Origin of the sequence: Pseudomonas sp. S09G 359 (genome assembly GCF_002843605.1) — a bacterium.
Taxonomy (GTDB): domain Bacteria; phylum Pseudomonadota; class Gammaproteobacteria; order Pseudomonadales; family Pseudomonadaceae; genus Aquipseudomonas.
In genome coordinates, this window is the sequence record NZ_CP025263.1 from 587,476 (window position 1) to 606,049 (window position 18,574).

General features: G+C 62.6%; 18 protein-coding genes and 1 riboswitch. Of the genes, 12 read left to right on the plus strand and 6 right to left on the minus strand.

The genetic code is table 11. The annotated features are described in order from the left end of the window. Positions 1–36: 36 nt before the first annotated feature. The 4 genes from CXQ82_RS02510 (at position 37) to CXQ82_RS02525 (ending at position 3,798) form a co-directional block, all read left to right on the plus strand. Positions 37–741: a sulfotransferase family 2 domain-containing protein gene (locus tag CXQ82_RS02510; RefSeq protein ID WP_101265841.1), complete on the plus strand. Its 705-nt coding sequence runs from the start codon at positions 37–39 to the stop codon at positions 739–741. After that, entirely contained in the window at positions 734–1,342 is a 609-nt protein-coding gene (gene cysC / locus CXQ82_RS02515) for an adenylyl-sulfate kinase (RefSeq protein WP_101265843.1), read from the plus strand. The genes CXQ82_RS02510 and cysC overlap by 8 nt, the downstream gene beginning before the upstream one ends. Before the next feature lie 103 nt (positions 1,343–1,445). Then, positions 1,446–2,870 carry a bifunctional D-glycero-beta-D-manno-heptose-7-phosphate kinase/D-glycero-beta-D-manno-heptose 1-phosphate adenylyltransferase HldE gene (gene hldE, locus CXQ82_RS02520; protein WP_101273713.1) on the plus strand — a complete coding sequence of 475 codons (1,425 nt, stop codon included), beginning with the start codon at positions 1,446–1,448 and terminating at the stop codon, positions 2,868–2,870. Continuing rightward, a complete protein-coding gene (locus CXQ82_RS02525) occupies positions 2,863–3,798 on the plus strand; it encodes an NAD-dependent epimerase/dehydratase family protein (RefSeq protein ID WP_101265845.1) in 936 nt (311 codons plus the stop codon). The genes hldE and CXQ82_RS02525 overlap by 8 nt, the downstream gene beginning before the upstream one ends. Before the next feature lie 113 nt (positions 3,799–3,911). Here CXQ82_RS02525 and CXQ82_RS02530 read toward each other — a convergent pair whose 3' ends face one another. The 4 genes from CXQ82_RS02530 to CXQ82_RS02545 are packed head-to-tail and all read right to left on the minus strand — an operon-like array spanning position 3,912 to position 7,288. Next, positions 3,912–4,871: a metal ABC transporter ATPase gene (locus tag CXQ82_RS02530; RefSeq protein WP_101265847.1), complete on the minus strand. Its 960-nt coding sequence runs from the start codon at positions 4,869–4,871 to the stop codon at positions 3,912–3,914. 41 nt (positions 4,872–4,912) lie between these two features. Further along, positions 4,913–5,725 (minus strand): aldo/keto reductase, encoded by an 813-nt coding sequence (locus tag CXQ82_RS02535; protein ID WP_101265849.1) that lies wholly within the window; start codon positions 5,723–5,725, stop codon positions 4,913–4,915. Beyond that, on the minus strand, positions 5,722–6,897 hold the full coding sequence (locus CXQ82_RS02540) for an FAD-binding oxidoreductase (RefSeq protein ID WP_101265851.1): 1,176 nt from the start codon (positions 6,895–6,897) through the stop codon (positions 5,722–5,724). The genes CXQ82_RS02535 and CXQ82_RS02540 overlap by 4 nt, the downstream gene beginning before the upstream one ends. Positions 6,898–6,952: 55 nt before the next feature. Beyond that, entirely contained in the window at positions 6,953–7,288 is a 336-nt protein-coding gene (locus CXQ82_RS02545; RefSeq protein ID WP_027604927.1) for a multidrug efflux SMR transporter, read from the minus strand. Positions 7,289–7,383: 95 nt separating this feature from the next. Between CXQ82_RS02545 and CXQ82_RS02550 the strand changes: the two genes are divergently transcribed. Then, entirely contained in the window at positions 7,384–8,274 is an 891-nt protein-coding gene (locus CXQ82_RS02550) for a LysR family transcriptional regulator (protein WP_101265853.1), read from the plus strand. 23 nt (positions 8,275–8,297) lie between these two features. Next, the gene (gene waaA / locus CXQ82_RS02555) at positions 8,298–9,569 is read left to right on the plus strand and encodes a lipid IV(A) 3-deoxy-D-manno-octulosonic acid transferase (protein WP_101265855.1); all 1,272 of its coding nucleotides are present in this window, start codon (positions 8,298–8,300) and stop codon (positions 9,567–9,569) included. Between the two features lie 154 nt (positions 9,570–9,723). Here waaA and CXQ82_RS02560 read toward each other — a convergent pair whose 3' ends face one another. Then, positions 9,724–11,163 (minus strand): TolC family outer membrane protein, encoded by a 1,440-nt coding sequence (locus tag CXQ82_RS02560; protein WP_101265857.1) that lies wholly within the window; start codon positions 11,161–11,163, stop codon positions 9,724–9,726. 196 nt (positions 11,164–11,359) lie between these two features. Next, a riboswitch (TPP riboswitch) is annotated at positions 11,360–11,465 on the plus strand. A 147-nt stretch (positions 11,466–11,612) separates the two neighbouring features. Between CXQ82_RS02560 and thiC the strand changes: the two genes are divergently transcribed. Both thiC and cytX read left to right on the plus strand, forming a co-directional pair. Next, the gene (thiC, locus tag CXQ82_RS02565; protein WP_101265859.1) at positions 11,613–13,517 is read left to right on the plus strand and encodes a phosphomethylpyrimidine synthase ThiC; all 1,905 of its coding nucleotides are present in this window, start codon (positions 11,613–11,615) and stop codon (positions 13,515–13,517) included. A 121-nt stretch (positions 13,518–13,638) separates the two neighbouring features. After that, a complete protein-coding gene (gene cytX, locus CXQ82_RS02570; protein ID WP_101265861.1) occupies positions 13,639–14,928 on the plus strand; it encodes a putative hydroxymethylpyrimidine transporter CytX in 1,290 nt (429 codons plus the stop codon). On the opposite strand, the gene CXQ82_RS02575 is transcribed toward cytX, so the two are convergent. Further along, the gene (locus tag CXQ82_RS02575) at positions 14,897–15,634 is read right to left on the minus strand and encodes an RsiV family protein (protein ID WP_101265863.1); all 738 of its coding nucleotides are present in this window, start codon (positions 15,632–15,634) and stop codon (positions 14,897–14,899) included. The genes cytX and CXQ82_RS02575 overlap by 32 nt on opposite strands. A gap of 193 nt (positions 15,635–15,827) precedes the next feature. Here CXQ82_RS02575 and CXQ82_RS02580 point away from each other — a divergent pair, with 193 nt between their 5' ends. The 4 genes from CXQ82_RS02580 (at position 15,828) to CXQ82_RS02600 (ending at position 18,550) form a co-directional block, all read left to right on the plus strand. After that, positions 15,828–16,445 carry an NUDIX domain-containing protein gene (locus tag CXQ82_RS02580; RefSeq protein ID WP_101265865.1) on the plus strand — a complete coding sequence of 206 codons (618 nt, stop codon included), beginning with the start codon at positions 15,828–15,830 and terminating at the stop codon, positions 16,443–16,445. After that, on the plus strand, positions 16,436–16,885 hold the full coding sequence (locus CXQ82_RS02585) for a DUF1249 domain-containing protein (RefSeq protein WP_101265867.1): 450 nt from the start codon (positions 16,436–16,438) through the stop codon (positions 16,883–16,885). Before CXQ82_RS02580 ends, CXQ82_RS02585 begins: the two co-directional genes overlap by 10 nt. Positions 16,886–16,983: 98 nt before the next feature. Further along, entirely contained in the window at positions 16,984–17,799 is an 816-nt protein-coding gene (cpdA, locus tag CXQ82_RS02595) for a 3',5'-cyclic-AMP phosphodiesterase (protein ID WP_101265871.1), read from the plus strand. Positions 17,800–17,941: 142 nt separating this feature from the next. After that, on the plus strand, positions 17,942–18,550 hold the full coding sequence (locus CXQ82_RS02600; protein ID WP_101265873.1) for a YqiA/YcfP family alpha/beta fold hydrolase: 609 nt from the start codon (positions 17,942–17,944) through the stop codon (positions 18,548–18,550). Positions 18,551–18,574: the final 24 nt, after the last annotated feature.

Here is an 18,574-nt window from a genome sequence, read left to right on the forward strand (position 1 = left end):
GAACGAGAGGGCTAACCTTCTTGCGTGGGTAATGGAATGTTGCAACGACTGTTCTGGAAACTGCTCCCGAAACACCAGCGGGTGTTTTTGCTGGGGCGTTTGTCAGTGGTGGATCGCCAGGCAGTGAACAAATCCCTGTCTGGGGTCGTCACGCTCAACCCCGCTTTCGAACGGCATAAATGTGTGTTTATCCACGTGCCCAAATGCGCTGGCAGCAGCGTGTGCTCGGCACTGCTCGAAGGGCGGTGGCCAGGGCATTTGCCGTACTACTGGTACCAGCAGCAATTTCCCCAGCACTGCGAGCGCAGTTTCAAGTTCGCCTTCGTGCGTGATCCGCTGGAACGTGCTTACTCGGCCTACACCTACTTGCGCGGCAACCACATGGGTGCCCGCGACTTGCACGCCCAGGCCCTGGTCTCCAGCTACCGTGATTTCGACCATTTTGTGGCCGGCTGGCTGCACCCGGACAACCTGCGCCGCCAATTGCATTTCGCGCCCCAGACCGACTTTCTGGTCGATCAAATGGGCCACATGGCGATGGATTTTCTCGGGCGCCAGGAGTCACTGGAGCAAGACTTCCGACATCTGTGCGAACGCCTCGGGGTGAACTCATCCCTGCCTCATCTGAATGTTTCCCTCGGGCGCCGTAGCGAGCCGGTCAAGGAGTTTTGCACCTTGCGCACGCGCCGCCTGGTCCGGCGTGCCTATCAACGTGATTACGAGGTCCTGGGTTATGAATAGCCAGTCGCTTGCCGGTGGTTCCGCTTCCATCCGTCCCTTTGCCTTGTCGTTATCGGTGGCGGCACGGGCCGCGCTCAAGCACCAGCAGCCTTGCTGCCTGTGGCTGACCGGGTTGTCCGGGTCCGGTAAGTCGACCCTGGCGAATGCGTTGGAAGTGCAGCTAAACGAGCAGGGGCGGCATACCTTTGTGCTCGATGGCGACAACCTGCGCAGCGGTTTGTGCAATGACCTGGGCATGAGTGATGCGGCGCGCAAGGAAAATATCCGCCGCATCGGCGAAGTGGCGCGGCTGATGGTGGACGCGGGATTGATCGTGATCGTCTCGGCGATTTCGCCGTTCAGCGCCGATCGGGCGACCGCACGGGCGCTGTTCGGGCCGGGGCAGTTTTACGAGGTGTACATCAACACGCCGTTCGACGTGTGCGCGCGGCGCGACCCCAAGGGCCTGTACCGCGCGGCGCTGGAAGGGCGCATCAAGGCCTTCACCGGCCTGGACAGCCCGTATGAAGCGCCGCTGGCGGCCGACTGCACAATCAACACCGATGCAGTCGAACTGGCCGACGCCGTGGAGCATATCCTGGCGGCTCTGTTCAAAAAATGATCAGTTTTCGCGCGTGATGCATCGCGGATAAAGCTCTCGAACTAGGCGGCGCTCACCCTGTGCTAATATCGCGCCCCTGTTCATTTTGTATGTGGGTTGCTCCATGAAGTTGTCCATGCCGCGATTCGATCAAGCCCCTGTCTTGGTGGTCGGCGATGTCATGCTCGACCGTTACTGGCATGGTGGTACCTCACGGATTTCCCCTGAGGCGCCGGTGCCGGTCGTCAAGGTCGAGCAAATCGAAGACCGCCCGGGCGGCGCTGCCAACGTTGCCCTCAATATTGCCGCCCTCGGCGCCCCGGCCTCCCTGGTGGGTGTGACCGGCGACGACGAAGCCGCCGACAGCCTGGCCAACAGCCTGCGCGGTGCCGGCGTGCGCGCGCTGTTCCAGCGCATTGCCCACCAGCCGACCATCGTCAAGCTGCGGGTCATGAGCCGTCACCAGCAATTGCTGCGTATCGATTTCGAAGAACCCTTCGCCACCGACGCCCTGGCCCTCAGTGGCCAGGTTGACGAACTGCTCGAAGGCATCAAGGTGCTGGTGTTGTCCGACTACGGCAAAGGCGCCTTGAAGAACCACCAGGTGCTGATCCAGGCCGCCAAGGCCAAGGGCATCCCGGTGCTGGCCGATCCCAAGGGCAAGGACTTCTCGATTTATCGCGGGGCCAGCCTGATCACGCCGAACCTCAGCGAGTTCGAAGCCATCGTCGGTGGTTGCGCCGATGAGCACGAGCTGGTCACCAAGGGCGCCACGCTCATGGCCGACCTCGACCTGGGCGCCTTGCTGGTGACCCGTGGCGAGCACGGCATGACCCTGCTGCGCCCTGGCCATCCGGCGATGCACCTGCCGGCACGGGCCCGTGAAGTGTTCGACGTGACCGGCGCCGGCGACACGGTGATTTCCACCCTGGCGGCCTCGATTGCGGCTGGCGAAGAACTGCCCCACGCGGTGGCCCTGGCCAATCTGGCGGCGGGCATCGTGGTCGGCAAGCTGGGTACCGCCGCGATCAGCGCGCCTGAACTGCGCCGCGCGATCCAGCGCTCCGAAGGCTCGGAACGTGGCGTACTGACCATCGAGCAATTGCTGCTGGCGATTGACGATGCCCGTGCCCATAACGAAAGCATTGTGTTTACCAACGGCTGCTTCGACATCCTGCACGCCGGCCACGTGACGTACCTGGAGCAGGCGCGCGCCCAAGGCGATCGCCTGATTGTCGCGGTTAACGACGATGCGTCGGTCAGCCGCCTCAAGGGCCCTGGCCGCCCGATCAACAGTGTCGACCGGCGCATGGCCGTGCTGGCCGGCCTGGGCGCGGTGGACTGGGTGATCAGCTTCCCGGAAGCGACCCCGGAAAACCTCCTGGCCCAGGTCAAGCCGGACGTGCTGGTCAAGGGCGGCGACTACTCCGTCGACCAGGTGGTTGGCGCCGATATCGTCAGTGCCTACGGTGGCAAGGTCAAAGTGTTGGGCCTGGTTGAGAACAGCTCGACCACCGCCATTGTCGAGAAGATCCGCAACAATGAGTAATGCTGAAAAGTGGGTTCTGATTACCGGCGGCGCGGGGTTCATCGGCTCGCACCTGGTCGACGCGCTGCTCGCCAAGGGCTACGCCGTGCGGGTGCTGGATAACCTGTCCACAGGCAAGCGCAGTAACTTGCCGCTGGGCAACCCGCGCGTTGAGCTGCTGGAAGGTGACGTCGCCGATGCGGCGCTGGTGGCGCGTGCCGCCGTCGGCACCACGGCGGTGGTGCACCTGGCGGCGGTGGCCTCCGTGCAGGCGTCGGTGGATGATCCGGTCAGCACGCACCAGAGCAATTTCGTCGGCACCTTGAATGTCTGCGAAGCCATGCGCAAGGCCGGCGTGAAACGCGTGGTGTTTGCCTCCAGCGCCGCGGTGTATGGCAACAACGGCGAGGGGGCTTCGATTGATGAAGACACCACCAAGGCGCCGCTGACGCCCTATGCCTCCGACAAGTTGGCCGGCGAGCATTACTTCGATTTCTACCGTCGCCAGCATGGCCTGGAGCCGGTAATTTTCCGCTTCTTCAATATCTTCGGGCCGCGCCAGGATCCGTCCTCGCCGTACTCCGGGGTGATCAGCATTTTCAGCGAACGTGCCCAGCAGGGCCTGCCGATTGCCGTGTTCGGCGACGGCGAGCAGACCCGCGATTTCATGTACGTGGAAGACCTGGTCGACGTGCTGGTGCAGGCCATTGAAGCCCCGGACGCGCCCTTGGGTGCGATCAACGTGGGTTGGAACCGTACCACCACGCTCAAGCAGGTGTTGCAGGCATTGGAAGAAGCGGTGGGCAGCTTGCCGACGGTGACTTACGGGCCGGCGCGATCGGGGGATATCCGGCATTCGCGGGCGAATAACCAGCGGTTGTTGGCGAGTTTCAAATTGCCCGAGCCTACCCCGCTGAAAGTCGGCCTGGAACGCCTACTCAACGGCTAACCTAAATCAAATGTGGGAGGGGGCTTGCCCCCGATAGCGGTGTATCAGTTACAGATGAGGTGACTGACACACCGCCATCGGGGGCAAGCCCCCTCCCACATTTTGATTGCGGTTTAACCTTTAACTTTCTTCTTCGGCACAATCTTGCGCAGCACCCGCTGTGCCAGGCGCTTCAATTTCGATTCTTTCTCCGGCGCTGCCAGGCCTTGCTGGCGCAGCCAATCCTTCCAGCGAATGCGCTCCTCACGCACCAGCCAGCCTTCCTGCTGGGCGAAGCTTTCGGCCAGGTACAAACCCCGCGTGCTTGCCGGGTACAGCTGGTCTTTCTTCACGGTGTACAGCTCGGCCAACGGCTGGCCGTCCTTCAGTGGCATCAGGTACAGATCGGGGCGCTGGCGGTCCAGGCGCGCGACTAACTGGTCGCCTTCGAGTCGCTCATCCACATGGAACAGGCTCAGGGACTTGGCTTCCTTCGGCACTTCAAGACGCAAGTCATAAATCAATTGCAGCGACGCCGTCGGCAGGTGCACGTAGGCCCGTGGGCGTTCGATCAGCTGGGTGGTGGCGCAGCGCACCGGGCGCGCGGCGCCGGACAGCGGGCTGAGGCGAAACGGCAGCGCCTCGCGGTAGTGCAGGGCTGCCGCGTAGGGCGCCGGCAGCCAGGTATCGTTGAAGCGCCCGCTGAGCCAGCCTTCAGGCGTCTCCAGCAGGCACTCCTCGGCAATTTCCTGGATGGCGGTGTGCAGCGGCAGGTTCAATTCGTGGGCGGGCACGTAGCCAGAGATCAGCTTGAGCACCACATCGCCCCGGTCCTGGCGACGCTGGCGCACCAGCACCCAGTAGTCCTTGTTTTGCCAGTGCAGGGTCAATCGTACTGACACGCCGAGATTGGCCAGTTCCAGCACGAAGCGCTCGGGGTCGGCCACCTCCACCGGCTTGCGCCGTTGCAGGGTTTGGGCAAAGTTGAGCGGCATGCCCACGCTCTGGTAGCTGAGGCCTTCGGGGGTGGCTTCGACGTGCAGCGGCAGTGTTTTAAAGTTGCTGGGGTTTTTTCTTATGAGCGTTCGCGGCATGTCGGCTCCTTTCTGCGACGGGGTCGGCCGCGTCGGCGGCATCAGAGTTGACGAATGACTTGGGCAGCGGTCGCCACGTTATGGGCCAGGTGCAGCGGATTAATGGTCCCGACAATAGCACTGGCGACGCCCGTTTGCGCAAACAACAACATGAAACTGGCACGAATTGGATCCATTCCAGGCTCCAGGCACACATGGCCGCTGGCCAGGGCTTTTTTCACCAGGATGCCCTTGCCGTGGGCGGCCGCATAATCAATGACGGTTTTCTCCGCCTGTTCGTTCAGATTGTAGGTGACCATCGCGCAATCACCTTGTTCCAGAGCCTTCACGCCGCCCTCGACGGTTTTGCCGGAGAAGCCGAAACCACGGATCTTGCCCTCGCGTTTCAGCTCGGCCAGGGTCTGGTAGACCTCGCAGTCATTGAGGATATGCAGGTCGTTGCCGTCGGAGTGCACCAGCACCAGGTCGATAAAATCAGTTTCAAGGCGTTTCAAGCTGCGCTCGATGGACATCCGGGTGTGGGCCGCACTGAAGTCGTGACTGGACACGCCGTTTTCGAATTCTTCACCGACCTTGCTGACAATCACCCAGTCCTTGCGCTGATCACGCAGCAGCGGCCCCAGGCGTTCCTCGCTCATGCCATAGGCCGGCGCGGTGTCGATCAGGTTGATCCCCAGCTGACGGGCTTGGCGCAGCAGCATCCGCGCGGCGTCGTCATCCGGAATCGTAAAGCCGTTGGGGTATTTCACCCCCTGGTCGCGGCCGAGCTTGACGGTGCCCAGGCCCAGTGGCGACACCAACAGGCCAGTGCTGCCCAAGGGGCGATGCAGGTCGTGCAGGGTCGGCAGGCTCATGGCAACAGTTGCTCCCAGGCAGGTTGGCCGATAGCCGGCGTTGGCAGGGCGGGCAGGGGCTCGCTGGCACTTGGGCGGATGCCGTCGCGTTCCAGGCTGTTGATCACCCGGTCGGCGAAGTCCGGCGCCAGCGCCAGTTTGGTCGGCCAACCCACCAGCAGGCGGCCCTGTTCGGCGACAAAGGCGTTGTCGGGGCGGCTCAGCCCCGATTGAAACGGCTCGGCGCGGTCGACGCGCAGGGTCGCCCAGCGGGTCTGGCTCATGTCGATCCATGGCAGCAACTGCGCCAGCTCTTTCTGCGCAGTGGCGATCTGTTCTTCAGGCGTGCGCGCCACCCCGTCGGCCTCGGCGATGTCGCCGCCCATGTACCACACCCAGTTGCCATCGGCCGCCGGGTGGGTGGTCACGGTGATACGCGGCTTGGTGCCGCCGCCCAGGCAGTGGGCGTACAGCGGCTTCAAGCCAGGGCCCTTGGCGATGATCATGTGCAGCGGCCGGGTTTGCATGGCCGGCTGGCTCAGGCCCAGCGCGGCCAACAACTCGGCGGTGCCGCCGCCGGCACTCAGCACGATGCGCTGGGCGCGGATCTCGCGGCCATCGACCTTCAGGCCCACCAGGCTGTCGCCTTCGAGCAGCGGTTCGATGTGCTGCCCGGCGAGCAGGCCATCCCCGGCCAGTTGCGCCAGGCGCTCGATCAGGCTGGGCACGTCGATGACCAATTCGGCCAGGCGGTAAACCTTGCCCTTGAAGCGCCGATCTTGCAGGGCCGGCGGCAGGTCGTCGCCCTTGACCTGGTCCACGCGGCCGCGCACCGCCTTGCTGGCGAAGAAGCTGGTGAGGTTGCCGGCGATCGTGCCTGGCGACCACAGGTAGTGCGCCTCGGACAGCAACCGCACGCCGGACAGGTCCAGCTCACCGCTGCCGGCCAGGGCTTCGCGCCAGCGGCGCGGCATGTCGGCAATGGCTTCGGAGGCGCCGGTGAGGGCGCCGTGCAGGGCGTATTTCGCACCGCCGTGAATAATCCCCTGGGACTTCACGCTTTGCCCGCCACCCAAGGTGGCGTTTTCCACCAGTACCGTGGAAAAGCCTTGGCGGCGCAGGCGCGCATTCAGCCAGAGGCCGGCAACCCCGGCGCCGACAATCAGGATGTCGGTGGAAATAACGGATGGCATCGGCGACCTCAGTGTTCAAGACAAGAGGCGCAGTATACAGGCTGTTGAGTAGCGGTCAGTGCCCGGCGGTTTTCGAGAACAGCTGGATGACCACCACGCCCAGCACAATCAGGCCCATGCCGAGCATCGCCGGCACATCCAGCTTCTGCCCGTAGATAAACAGCGCTGCGATGCTGACCATCACGATGCCCATCCCGGCCCACACGGCATACGCCACGCCCACCGGCACGGTACGCACCACCAGGGTCAGCATCCAGAAGGCCACGCCGTAGCCGACGATCACCAGCAACAATGGGATCGGCGTGCTCCAGCCCTTGATGGCTTTCATGGAAACGGTGGCGATCACTTCCGAGCAGATGGCAATGGCCAGGTAGCAGTAGGCGGCGTTCATGGGGTAGTCCTCGGTATGCAGCAATCTGATAAGGCCGGCATTCTAGAGGGTTGTCAGATGGGGTAAAGTCATTACCTATCCGAAATAGAGATGGGTTGGCCATGCAGTGGAATCTGGAACAGATGCGCCTGTTTGTCGACGTCGCTGAGCAGCGTTCGTTTTCGGCGGTGGCGCGTGGGCAGCGCAAGGCGCAATCGGCAGTCAGCAATGGGATTGCGTTGCTGGAAGCGGACCTGGGCGTAAGCCTGTTCGAGCGTAGCAGCGGCCGTCAGCCAAGCCTGACCGAAGCCGGCGCTGTGCTGCTGGAGGAGGCACGCGAGGTGTTGCGCCAGTGTGAGCGCCTCAATGGGAGGGCGCTGTCATTGACCCGTGGTGAAGAAGCCTGCCTGCGCCTGGCTCAGGACGAGGCGATGTTGTTCCAGCCGGTGCTCGACAGCCTTGAGGCGTTGGCGGTGCACTACCCATTGCTCGAAGTGCAGTTGTCCAGCGCTGCCCAGGGCGATGTGGCGCGCAAGTTGGTGGAGCGCAAGGCCGACCTGGGCCTGTTGTTCTATCACGACCAGATCCCCGAGGCCCTAGAGCGACGCGTGGTGGGCAGTGTGGAAATGGTCACCGTGTGCGGTGTGAACCACCCGCTGGCCCAGGATAAATACGTGACCTGCCAGCGCCTGGCGCAATTTCGCCAGCTATTGATGTCGACCCAGACCAGTGTCTACCCCGGCAGCGAAGCCGCCAGCCCGCTGGTGTGGCGTGCCGACAGTTTCTACGTATTGGCCGAATGGATGATGAGTGGCCTCGGCTGGGCCTGGCTGCCCCGGCATATCGTGCAATACCCGACCTATCAGCAAAAAATGGTGGAGCTGGACAGCGAATGGACGCCGCCGGCCCTGGTGGTGGAGCTGGTTTGGCGCCGCGACGAGCACCTCGGGCCTGCCGCGCGTTTCCTCGCCGAACGTTTTGCCGAGTGCCTGCAGGCGATCGATTGAAAAAGTGGATAAACTCCGCCGCCATGAATAGAACTCTCTACAGCTGTCTGTTTTACCTGGCGCTGCCGTTGGTGGCTTTACGTCTGTGGCTGCGCGCGCGCAAGGCGCCGGCCTATGCCAGGCGCGTGGGCGAGCGCTTCTCCTATGGCTTGCCGCCGATGCAGCCGGGCGGGATCTGGGTGCATGCGGTGTCGGTGGGCGAAAGCATTGCCGCCGCGCCGATGATTCGTGGGCTGCTGGAACGTTATCCACAACTGCCGATCACCGTCACCTGCATGACGCCCACCGGCTCCGAGCGGATCCAGGCGCTGTTCGCCAATGAGCCGCGCATCCAGCACTGCTATCTACCTTACGATCTACCCTGCGCCGCCAAGCGCTTTCTTGATCGTGTGCAGCCCAGGCTCGCGGTGATCATGGAGACCGAGCTGTGGCCCAACCATATTCATGCCTGCGCCAAGCGCGGTATTCCGGTGGCCCTGGCCAACGCGCGGCTGTCGGCGCGCTCGGCGAAGGGGTATGCAAAATTTGCCAAGCTGACGGCGCCGATGCTGGCAGAAATGCGCCTGTTCGCCGTGCAAACCGAAACCGAAGCCCAGCGCTTCCTCAGCCTCGGCGCGCGGCCGGAAACCGTCGAGGTCACCGGCTCGATCAAGTTCGACCTGACCATCGACCCCGAGCTGCCAGCACGCGCCGCCGCCCTGCGTGAGCAGTGGGGCGCCACGGAGCGCCCGGTATGGATCGCCGCCAGCACCCATGAAGGCGAAGATGAAGTGGTGCTCGCGGCCCATCGCCAATTGCTCGAAAGCTATCCCAACGCGCTGCTGATTCTGGTGCCGCGCCATCAAGAGCGCTTCGGCCCGATGTTCGAGCTGTGCGGGCAACAAGGCTTTGCCACGGTGCGCCGTTCCAGCGGCGAAGCGGTTACCGCGCAAACCTCGGTGCTGCTCGGCGATACCATGGGCGAGCTGCTGTTTCTCTACGCCCTGGCCGACAGCGCGTTTGTCGGCGGCAGCCTGGTAGCCACCGGTGGGCACAACCCGCTGGAGCCGGCGGCGTTGGCCAAGCCGGTGCTGATGGGGCCCCACGTGTTCAACTTCCTGGAAATCACCGCGATGATGCGTGAAGCCGGGGCGTTGCGTGAGGTGGAGGATGCAGAGGGGTTGGCCGAGGCGGTGCGGCAGCTGTTCGAGTTGCCTCGGGATGCCCAGAAGATGGCCGAGGCGGGGCTTAAAGTGATGCAGGCCAACCAGGGCGCGCTCAAGCGTTTGTTGGATGGGTTGGGCCGATTGATCTGATTCAACATAGATCCAAATGTGGGAGGGGCGGTGCGACGATTCGACTTGCCCCCGATGGCGGTGTGTCAGTCAGCACATTTATTGACTGATCCACTGCTATCGGGGGCAAGTCGAATCGTCGCACCGCCCCTCCCACATTTGTTTGGTGGTGTGTTCAGTATCCCGGGCGGGCTTTTAACTGCTCAGCCGCAGCCTTGGCCAGGTCCGGCGGCAGGAAGTCTTTATCCGGGTTGTAGTCCGCCTTGAGGTAGCGCGCCAGGTCCTGCAGATCCCCCGGGTTCAACGTGCCCGCCGCCTGCTTCAAGCGCAGGTTGTCGAGGATGTAGTCGTAGCGGCTGTTGTTGTAGTTGCGCACCGACGAGTAGAGCTGGCGCTGTGAGTCCAGCACATCGACGATATTGCGCGTGCCCACCTGGTAACCGATTTCCGTGGCTTCCACCGCGCTCTGGTTGGAGATGATCGACTGGCGGCGCGCCTGCACCTGTTCCACATCGGTGTTCACCGCGCGATGCAGGTTGCGGGTGTTCTCCACGACCTGGCGGCGCAGGCCTTCGCGTTGTTGTTCGGTCTGGCCCAGGCGCGAGTAGGACTCACGCACTTGCGAGCTGGTCAGGCCACCACTGTAGATCGGGATATTCAGTCGCAGGCCGATGGTGCGTTGCTCCACATCGCCGCGGTACGGCGTGCCGAAGGCATTCGGGTTGCTGAAGCCCAAGGCGTCGTTGTCACCTTTTTCATACTGCGCCACGGCGTCGAGGGTCGGCGCGTGCCCGGCCTTGCGCTGCTTCAGGGTTTCTTCGGCGGCGGTTACGGCGTAGTTGCTGGCGAGCAGGTTGAGGTTCTGGCGGCCGGCCGTCTCGACCCAGGCCTTGGCGTCGTTCGGCAGCGGTGGCAGCACCGGCAGCGTGTGGACAATGCCCTGGATCGAGTTGTATTGGCGGTTGGTCAGGGTGATCAGCGCTTCAAAGGCGTCATCCACCTGGCGCTGGGCCAGGATCCGGTTGGCCCGCGCGGTGTCGTAGCTGGCCTGGGATTGCAGCACGTCGGTCTTGTCCGACAGGCCCACGTCGAAGCGCTCGTTGGACTGGTCCAACTGGCGCTTGAAGGCATTTTCTTCAGCCTTGGTGGAGGCCAGGTTGTCCTGGGCGCGCAGCACGGCGAAGTAGCTTTCGGCGCTTTGCAGGATCAGGTTTTGTTCGGTGGCGGACAGTTGCAGCGCGGCCTGCTCATTGGTGGCCTCGGCCGCTTGCAGCTGGAACCAGCGGTCGGCGCGGAACAGCGGCTGGCTCAGGGTCGCGCGCCAGGAGTGCGCATCGCGGTTGGCGGTGGCGGCCGGCGTGTCGATCTGGGTGCGCACGTTATTGATATCGGCGCCGCCCGACAGGTTCGGCAGCAAGCCGGCGCGGGCCTGGGGCACCACTTCTTTTTGCGCGCCATATTGGGCGCGGGCGGCGGCCAGGTCGGCGTTGTTGTCCACTGCTTCCTGGTAGACGCTGACCAAGTCGGTTTTGGCGGACAAGGGCGCTTCAGCTGCCCAGACCATTCCGTTGGTCGCACAAGACACGGCGAGCGCCAGTGAGAGTTTGCGCAGCATGAGGCGATCCCTAGAGTGAATATTACGGTGATAATTTATCGCCCAAGGCTAAGGCTGGCCGTTCCTGGCGTCAAGCATTGTGGCGGTCATCGAGTGTAGTGGCGCTGACCCGGCGCAACAATCCCGCAATCGCGCCATTCATCACGCTGAATAAACCGCTATTGGCAATTTGCCCACGCCATGGTCTAGACTGGCCGCGTTCTTGTCGGGGTGCCTTGTTGGAAGGCTGAGATCGGTAAATACCGGATCCCGTTGAACCTGATCAGGTTAGCGCCTGCGTAGGGAACAAGATTTCTCGTCACCCGGCGAGTCCTCTTGTGCTTCGTCCGGGATGTTGTTCGACAATCGAACAGCCCTCGTGCCTAGCACAGCACTGGTTTCAGTGCGTCCATCCGTCACAGGTTCGCTCCGACAAAAATCCACCGCCTGGATAAGTTGGAGAGCCCGTGATGAGCACAGAAATAAAAAGTACAAAACTAAAAAACACCGTGCATTTGAGTGAATCGGCCAAGGTCGACTCCGGCTCGGTGCAGCCGTTTACCCGCTCGCAAAAAATCTACGTACAAGGCACCCGCCCGGACATTCGCGTGCCGATGCGTGAAATCAGCCTGGACGTGACCCCTACCGATTTCGGCGGTGAAATCAACGCGCCCGTAGTGGTGTATGACACCTCCGGCCCGTACACCGACCCCAACGTGATCATCGACGTGCGCAAAGGCCTGGGCGATGTGCGCTCGCCGTGGATCGAGGTGCGCAACGACACCGAGCGCCTGCCTGGCCTCAGTTCGCACTTCGGCCAACAACGCCTCAGTGATGCCGAACTGACTGCGCTGCGCTTCGCCCATGTGAAGAACCCGCGCCGCGCCAAGGCCGGCGCCAACGTCACGCAGATGCACTACGCGCGCAAAGGCATCATTACCGCCGAGATGGAATACGTCGCCATCCGCGAAAACATGAAGCTTGAAGAGGCCCGTGCCAGCGGCCTGCTGAACCAGCAGCACGCCGGCCACAGCTTCGGCGCCAGCGTGCCGAAAATTATCACGCCTGAATTCGTGCGCGAGGAAATCGCCCGTGGCCGCGCGATTATCCCGGCCAACATCAACCACACCGAACTGGAACCGATGATCATCGGCCGTAACTTCCTGGTGAAGATCAACGGCAACATCGGCAACAGCGCCTTGGGTTCGTCCATCGAAGAAGAAGTGGCGAAACTCACCTGGGGTATTCGCTGGGGCTCGGACACGGTGATGGACCTGTCCACCGGCAAGCACATCCACGAAACCCGCGAGTGGATCATCCGCAACTCGCCGGTGCCGATCGGTACCGTGCCGATCTACCAGGCCCTGGAAAAAGTCGGCGGCGCCGCCGAAGACCTGACCTGGGAGCTGTTCCGCGACACGCTGATCGAGCAGGCCGAGCAGGGCGTGGATTACTTCACCATCCACGCCGGCGTGTTGCTGCGCTACGTGCCGCTGACCGCCAAGCGCGTGACCGGCATCGTGTCCCGGGGCGGTTCGATCATGGCCAAGTGGTGCCTGGCGCACCACAAAGAGAACTTCACCTACACGCATTTCGACGAAATCTGCGAAATCATGAAGGCCTACGATGTCAGCTTCTCCCTCGGCGACGGCCTGCGCCCGGGCTCGATTGCCGACGCCAACGACGCCGCGCAATTCGGCGAGCTGGAAACCCTTGGCGAACTGACCAAGATCGCCTGGAAGCACGACGTGCAAACCATGATCGAAGGCCCGGGCCACGTGCCGATGCAGTTGATCAAGGAGAATATGGACAAGCAGCTGGAATGCTGCGACGAAGCGCCGTTCTACACCCTCGGCCCACTGACCACCGATATTGCACCCGGTTACGACCACATCACTTCCGGCATCGGTGCGGCGATGATCGGCTGGTTCGGTTGCGCCATGCTTTGCTACGTCACGCCCAAGGAACACTTGGGCCTGCCGAACAAGGATGACGTGAAGACCGGGATCATCACCTACAAAATCGCGGCCCATGCGGCGGACTTGGCCAAAGGCCATCCCGGCGCGCAGATCCGCGATAACGCCTTGAGCAAGGCGCGCTTCGAATTCCGCTGGGAAGACCAGTTCAACCTTGGCCTGGACCCAGACACCGCGCGTTCGTATCACGACGAAACCCTGCCGAAGGACTCTGCCAAGGTCGCGCATTTCTGTTCGATGTGCGGGCCGAAATTCTGCTCGATGAAAATCACCCAGGAAGTGCGTGAATACGCCGCCAACCAGCGCATTGAAGCGGTGGACGTGGATGTGGCCAAGGGCTTGGCTGAACAGGCGGAGCGGTTCAAGCAGGAAGGGAGTCAGCTGTACAAGAAGGTCTGACCCCAGATTGCACTGGCCTCATCGGGGGCAAGCCCCCTCCCACAGTATTCAAAATGTGGGAGGGGGCTTGCCCCCGATAGCAATCACCCAAACAACAAAGTGCCCCTCAGAGATACCACCCTTGAACATTCAACCGAGTACCTACTCCCCCGACATCGCAGTGCCTGCTGACAAAAGAGTTTTTGGCGCCCGCGACCTGTTCTCCCTCTGGTTCTCCCTCGGCATCGGCCTGATGGTCCTGCAAACCGGCGCATTGCTGGCGCCGGGCCTGGGTCTCTCCGGCTCGTTACTGGCAATTTTCCTCGGCACTCTGGTCGGCGTGCTGTTGCTGGCCGCCGTTGGCGTGATCGGCAGTGACACCGGCCTATCCGCCATGGCCGCGCTCAAGCTCAGCCTCGGTGCCAAAGGCGCCAGCCTGCCGGCGTTGCTGAACCTGCTGCAGTTGATCGGCTGGGGTTCGTTCGAAATCATCGTGATGCGCGATGCCGCCAGTCTGTTGGGCGCGCGGGCGTTCAGCGAGGGCAGCTTGCTGTCCAGCCCATTGCTATGGACCGTGTTTTTCGGCGGCCTGGCGACCCTACTGGCCGTGAGTGGCCCGCTGACGTTCGTGCGGCAAATCCTGCGCAAATGGGGGATCTGGCTGCTGCTTGCCACCTGCCTGTGGTTGACCTGGAACCTGTTCGCCAAAGCCGACCTCGGCGCCCTCTGGGCTCAGGCCGGTGATGGTTCGATGCCGTTTGCGGTGGGTTTTGACATTGCGATCGCCATGCCGCTGTCGTGGCTGCCGCTGATCGCTGACTACTCACGTTTCGGCAAGCGCGCGAAAAGCGTATTCGGCGGCACCGCTTTGGGCTTCTTCATTGGTAATTTCTGGCTGATGAGCCTGGGCGTGGCCTACACCCTGGCCTTTGCGCCGAGCGGTGAAGTGAATGCGCTGTTGCTGGCGCTGGCCGGGGCGGGCCTGGGGATTCCGCTGCTGCTGATCCTGTTGGACGAATCGGAAAATGCCTTTGCCGATATTCACTCGGCGGCGGTGTCCAGCGGGATTCTGTTGCGCGTGAAGGTTGAGCACCTGGCGTTGGCGATTGGTGTGCTCTGCACCCTGATCGCGTGCTTTGCGCCATTGGCCCAGTACCAGAACTTCCTGTTGCTGATCGGCTCGGTGTTCGCGCCGCTGTTCGGGGTGGTGCTGGTGGATCACTTCATCCTGCGCCGCCGTGGCCGCGGCACAGTCGCCAGCCTGCGGTGGCCGGCGCTGCTGGCCTGGCTGGGTGGCATCGGCACTTACCACCTGCTGGCCAACCTCTACCCGGATATCGGCGCGACCCTGCCGGCACTGGTGCTGGCAGGGCTGTTGCAGTTCATCCTGGGCCGGGCCTTCAGTGGCGCACGGGCACCAGCTCAGGCTTGAGGATGCCGTCCAGGCGCGTGTAGGGAATCTGCAACTCGACGTGGCCCAAGGCATACGGCGCGATGGTGGTGGTGGGGTACTTGAGCACCACGCCACCGTAGGTCAGCGCCACGTTCGGGGTTTTCTGGAAGGGGTATTTCTTCACGAACTCGGGCTCCAGGCTCAAGCGCGTGCTGATCAGCCAACTGTTGTGCGCCACTTGGGCGGCTTTCCAGAAGGCCTCTTCCTTGCCGGGCAACAGCATGTCGGTCAGCGACAGGGCCTTTTGCTGCTGGCGCGAATAGTTGATGAACGCGCGGCCCGGCTCGCCGTGGGTGGCGCCCTGGTCCAGGTAGCTGGACAGTTCGACGATCACCAAGCCGTCATGCTGCTCGCGTACCTTGGCCTGTAAATACATGCTGTTGTTCGGCGCGGCGGTTTGCAGGAATTGCTCGCGATAGCTCGCAAGGCTGGTCGGCAGCGGGTTGGCGCCGGTCATTTCCAGCAGGCGCTGTTCGATCAGCGCGTCCAGCTTGGGTTCCTTGGCGAAATGCACGGTGTCGATATTCACCAGCGCGCAATCGGCGCTGGCGCAGCCCGGCCGGGTTTGTTCGGTGGTGTCGCGAGTGGCTTCCAGCGGGGTGCGCCAGCTCGGTTGGAACAGGCTTTGGCAGGCGCCGAGGGTCAGGGCAATGCAGGCCACAGAGGCGATTTTTAAAAGCGACATGGATGTCCTTCGTCTATCGATAAGAGCGCGATTTGTGCAGCTTCGACTGCCAGCAAGGCAGTCAGTTCGCCACTAAGCTGATTAGAGTGTGTTTGGCGCCCGCCGTCTATCCCGGCAACCGGAAAGGGGCTGCACCAACGGCGGTGAGCGCGTTAGGATGGCGCCCATTGCTCAGGCTTAACGAGGAAGGGATATGACGGATTTTGCGAAATCGACGCCGAGCAAGATCGAAATTGTTCAGCGCGACAATGCGTACAAGGGCTTCTACAAGCTTGATCGCGTGCAACTGCGCCACGAAAAATTCGACGGTGACATGAGCCGGGTGATCAACCGCGAAGTCTTCGTGCGCCACGATGCCGTGTGCGTGCTGCCCTACGACCCGCAACGCGATGAAGTGGTGCTGATCGAGCAGTTCCGCGTGGGCGCCATGGGCCGCACCGACAACCCGTGGCTGATCGAGATGGTCGCCGGCCTGATCGACAAGGATGAAGAGCCGGAGGAGGTTGCACACCGCGAAGCCGAGGAGGAAGCTGGGCTGACATTCTCCGCGTTGTGGCCGATCACCAAATATTTCCCGTCGCCCGGCGGCAGTACCGAATATGTGCACTTGTACCTGGGCCGTTGCGACAGCTCGGGCGCGGGGGGCGTCCATGGACTGGAAGAAGAGGCAGAAGATATACGCGTCAGCACCTGGGCCTTCGAAGACGCCCTGCAAGCGGTGCGTGACGGCAAAATTTCCAACGCAGCCAGCATTATCGCCCTGCAATGGCTTGCGCTTAATCGCGCGGAAGTGAGGGGGTTATGGCAGTAAAGGCACGGGAACGATACCGAGTCGACCTGATCGGGCTGCAAGCCGCCTGCGAGGCCAACTATGCGCGGCTGATGCGTTTGCTGCCCGACATGCGCCACGCGCCCGACGCGCGGCGTATCGGCGTGACCCATGGCGACCAGATGCTCGGCGTGCTGGCCCTGGAGGTCATCGTCAACTGCCCCTACACCACCACCTTGCGCGTGCGCCAGGAACACAGCCTGCCGTGGCTGCCGGTGCCGCAACTGGAAGTGCAGGTGTACCACGATGCGCGGATGGCCGAAGTGATCAGCGCCGAACATGCGCGGCGCTTTCGCAGCATCTATCCTTACCCCAATGTGTTCATGCACCAGCCCGATGAGAAAGCACAGCTCAATGTGTTCCTCGGTGAATGGTTGAGCCATTGCCTGGCCCTGGGCCATGAGTTCGAAGTCGTGCGGTAGATGTGAACTGCGTCTGCTTCCAGGGTTTCCTCTTTGTGTCCTGCCCCAGCATAATCGCGCCAACTGTCCATTTCCTGTGATTGCCCTGGGAGAGCGCCTTGCCGAGCGTATCCACCGTGAACCCCGATGCGCCGGCGTTGCTGGTGCAATTGTCCGATAGCCACCTGTTTGCCGAGGCTGACGGCACGCTGCTGGGCATGAACACCCGCGAGAGCCTGCAGCGGGTGATCGGGTTGGTACGCGAGCAGCAGCCACGGATTGACCTGGTGCTGGCCACGGGTGATTTGTCCCAGGATGGCACGCTGGCGTCTTACCAACAGTTTCGCCAGATGACTGCGCCGATTGGCGCGCCCACGCGCTGGATCCCCGGTAACCATGACGAGCCGCAGATCATGGCCCACGCTGCGGTGCACAGCGATTTGCTCGAGCCGGTGGTCGATGTCGGCAATTGGCGCGTCACCCTGCTCGACTCCGCGGTGCCAGGCTCGGTGCCCGGTTACCTGCAAGACCAGCAACTGCAATTGCTCGCCCAGGCCTTGAGCGAGGCGCCCAGCCGCCATCACCTGGTGTGTTTTCACCATCACCCGGTGTCTATCGGCTGTGCGTGGATGGAGCCTATCGGCTTGCGTAACCCCGAAGCGCTGTTTGCCGTGCTTGACCGCTTTCCACAGGTCAAGGCGGTGCTCTGGGGGCATGTGCACCAGGAAATCGACCGCGAGCGCAACGGCGTGCGCCTGCTGGCGTCGCCGTCCACGTGCATCCAGTTCGCGCCGGGCAGCGAGGATTTCAAGGTCAGCGAGCAAGCGCCGGGCTATCGCTGGCTGCGCTTGCATGCAGACGGGCGGTTGGAGACTGGTGTGGAGCGAGTCAAAGGCTTCACCTTCAGCATCGATTACGGCAGCAACGGCTACTAACAGCTGCAAACACTGAAACCCATGTGGGAGGGGGCAAGCCCCCTCCCACATGGGTTATGCAGGTGCTGGGCGATAGGGGACTCACATAGGGCTTCGATCCCTGTAAACTGCGCCCTTTTGGCGCAAGCACGGAGAGCCCGGCATGTCCGCTTCGATCCTGTATATCCACGGTTTCAACAGCGCGCCCGCGTCCAACAAGGCCAGCCAGTTGATCAGGGTGATGGACCAGCTCGGCCTGGCCGACCAACTGCGTGTGCCGGCCCTGCACCACCACCCGCGTCAGGCAATTCCGCAATTGGAGCAGGCCATTGCCCAACTGGGGCGGCCGCTGCTGGTCGGCAGCTCACTCGGCGGCTACTATGCAACCCATCTTGCCGAACGCCATGGCCTCAAGGCGCTGCTGGTCAACCCGGCGGTGAGCCCGCATCGGATGTTCGACGGTTACCTGGGCACCCAGAAGAACCTCTATACCGATGAAACCTGGGAACTGACCCACGACCACGTCACCGCGTTGGCCGAGCTGGAAGTGCCGGCCCCGCGGGACGCCGCGCGTTATCAGGTGTGGTTGCAGACCGGTGATGAAACACTGGATTATCGCCTCGCCCAACAGTATTACCGGGCCTGTGCCTTGCGCATCCAGGCCGGTGGCGACCATGGTTACCAGGGTTTCGCCGAGCAATTGCCGGCGCTGCTCAGCTTTGCCGGCATTGGCGCAGATCAGTATCAATCCTTCGATTTTTCGGCACTGTAATTGCCTTGGAAACCGCAGGTTACT

Bases quoted from the DNA above. Each gene is read 5' to 3' on its own strand.
- hldE (WP_101273713.1), top strand. From the start codon at position 1,446: ATGAAGTTGTCCATGCCGCGATTCGATCAAGCCCCTGTCTTGGTGGTC.
- cysC (WP_101265843.1), top strand. From the start codon at position 734: ATGAATAGCCAGTCGCTTGCCGGTGGTTCCGCTTCCATCCGTCCCTTT.
- CXQ82_RS02535 (WP_101265849.1), bottom strand. From the start codon at position 5,725: ATGAGCCTGCCGACCCTGCACGACCTGCATCGCCCCTTGGGCAGCACT.
- CXQ82_RS02510 (WP_101265841.1), top strand. From the start codon at position 37: ATGTTGCAACGACTGTTCTGGAAACTGCTCCCGAAACACCAGCGGGTG.
- CXQ82_RS02580 (WP_101265865.1), top strand. From the start codon at position 15,828: ATGACGGATTTTGCGAAATCGACGCCGAGCAAGATCGAAATTGTTCAG.
- CXQ82_RS02585 (WP_101265867.1), top strand. From the start codon at position 16,436: ATGGCAGTAAAGGCACGGGAACGATACCGAGTCGACCTGATCGGGCTG.
- waaA (WP_101265855.1), top strand. From the start codon at position 8,298: ATGAATAGAACTCTCTACAGCTGTCTGTTTTACCTGGCGCTGCCGTTG.
- thiC (WP_101265859.1), top strand. From the start codon at position 11,613: ATGAGCACAGAAATAAAAAGTACAAAACTAAAAAACACCGTGCATTTG.
- CXQ82_RS02560 (WP_101265857.1), bottom strand. From the start codon at position 11,163: ATGCTGCGCAAACTCTCACTGGCGCTCGCCGTGTCTTGTGCGACCAAC.
- CXQ82_RS02525 (WP_101265845.1), top strand. From the start codon at position 2,863: ATGAGTAATGCTGAAAAGTGGGTTCTGATTACCGGCGGCGCGGGGTTC.
- CXQ82_RS02545 (WP_027604927.1), bottom strand. From the start codon at position 7,288: ATGAACGCCGCCTACTGCTACCTGGCCATTGCCATCTGCTCGGAAGTG.
- CXQ82_RS02600 (WP_101265873.1), top strand. From the start codon at position 17,942: ATGTCCGCTTCGATCCTGTATATCCACGGTTTCAACAGCGCGCCCGCG.
- CXQ82_RS02575 (WP_101265863.1), bottom strand. From the start codon at position 15,634: ATGTCGCTTTTAAAAATCGCCTCTGTGGCCTGCATTGCCCTGACCCTC.
- CXQ82_RS02530 (WP_101265847.1), bottom strand. From the start codon at position 4,871: ATGCCGCGAACGCTCATAAGAAAAAACCCCAGCAACTTTAAAACACTG.
- CXQ82_RS02540 (WP_101265851.1), bottom strand. From the start codon at position 6,897: ATGCCATCCGTTATTTCCACCGACATCCTGATTGTCGGCGCCGGGGTT.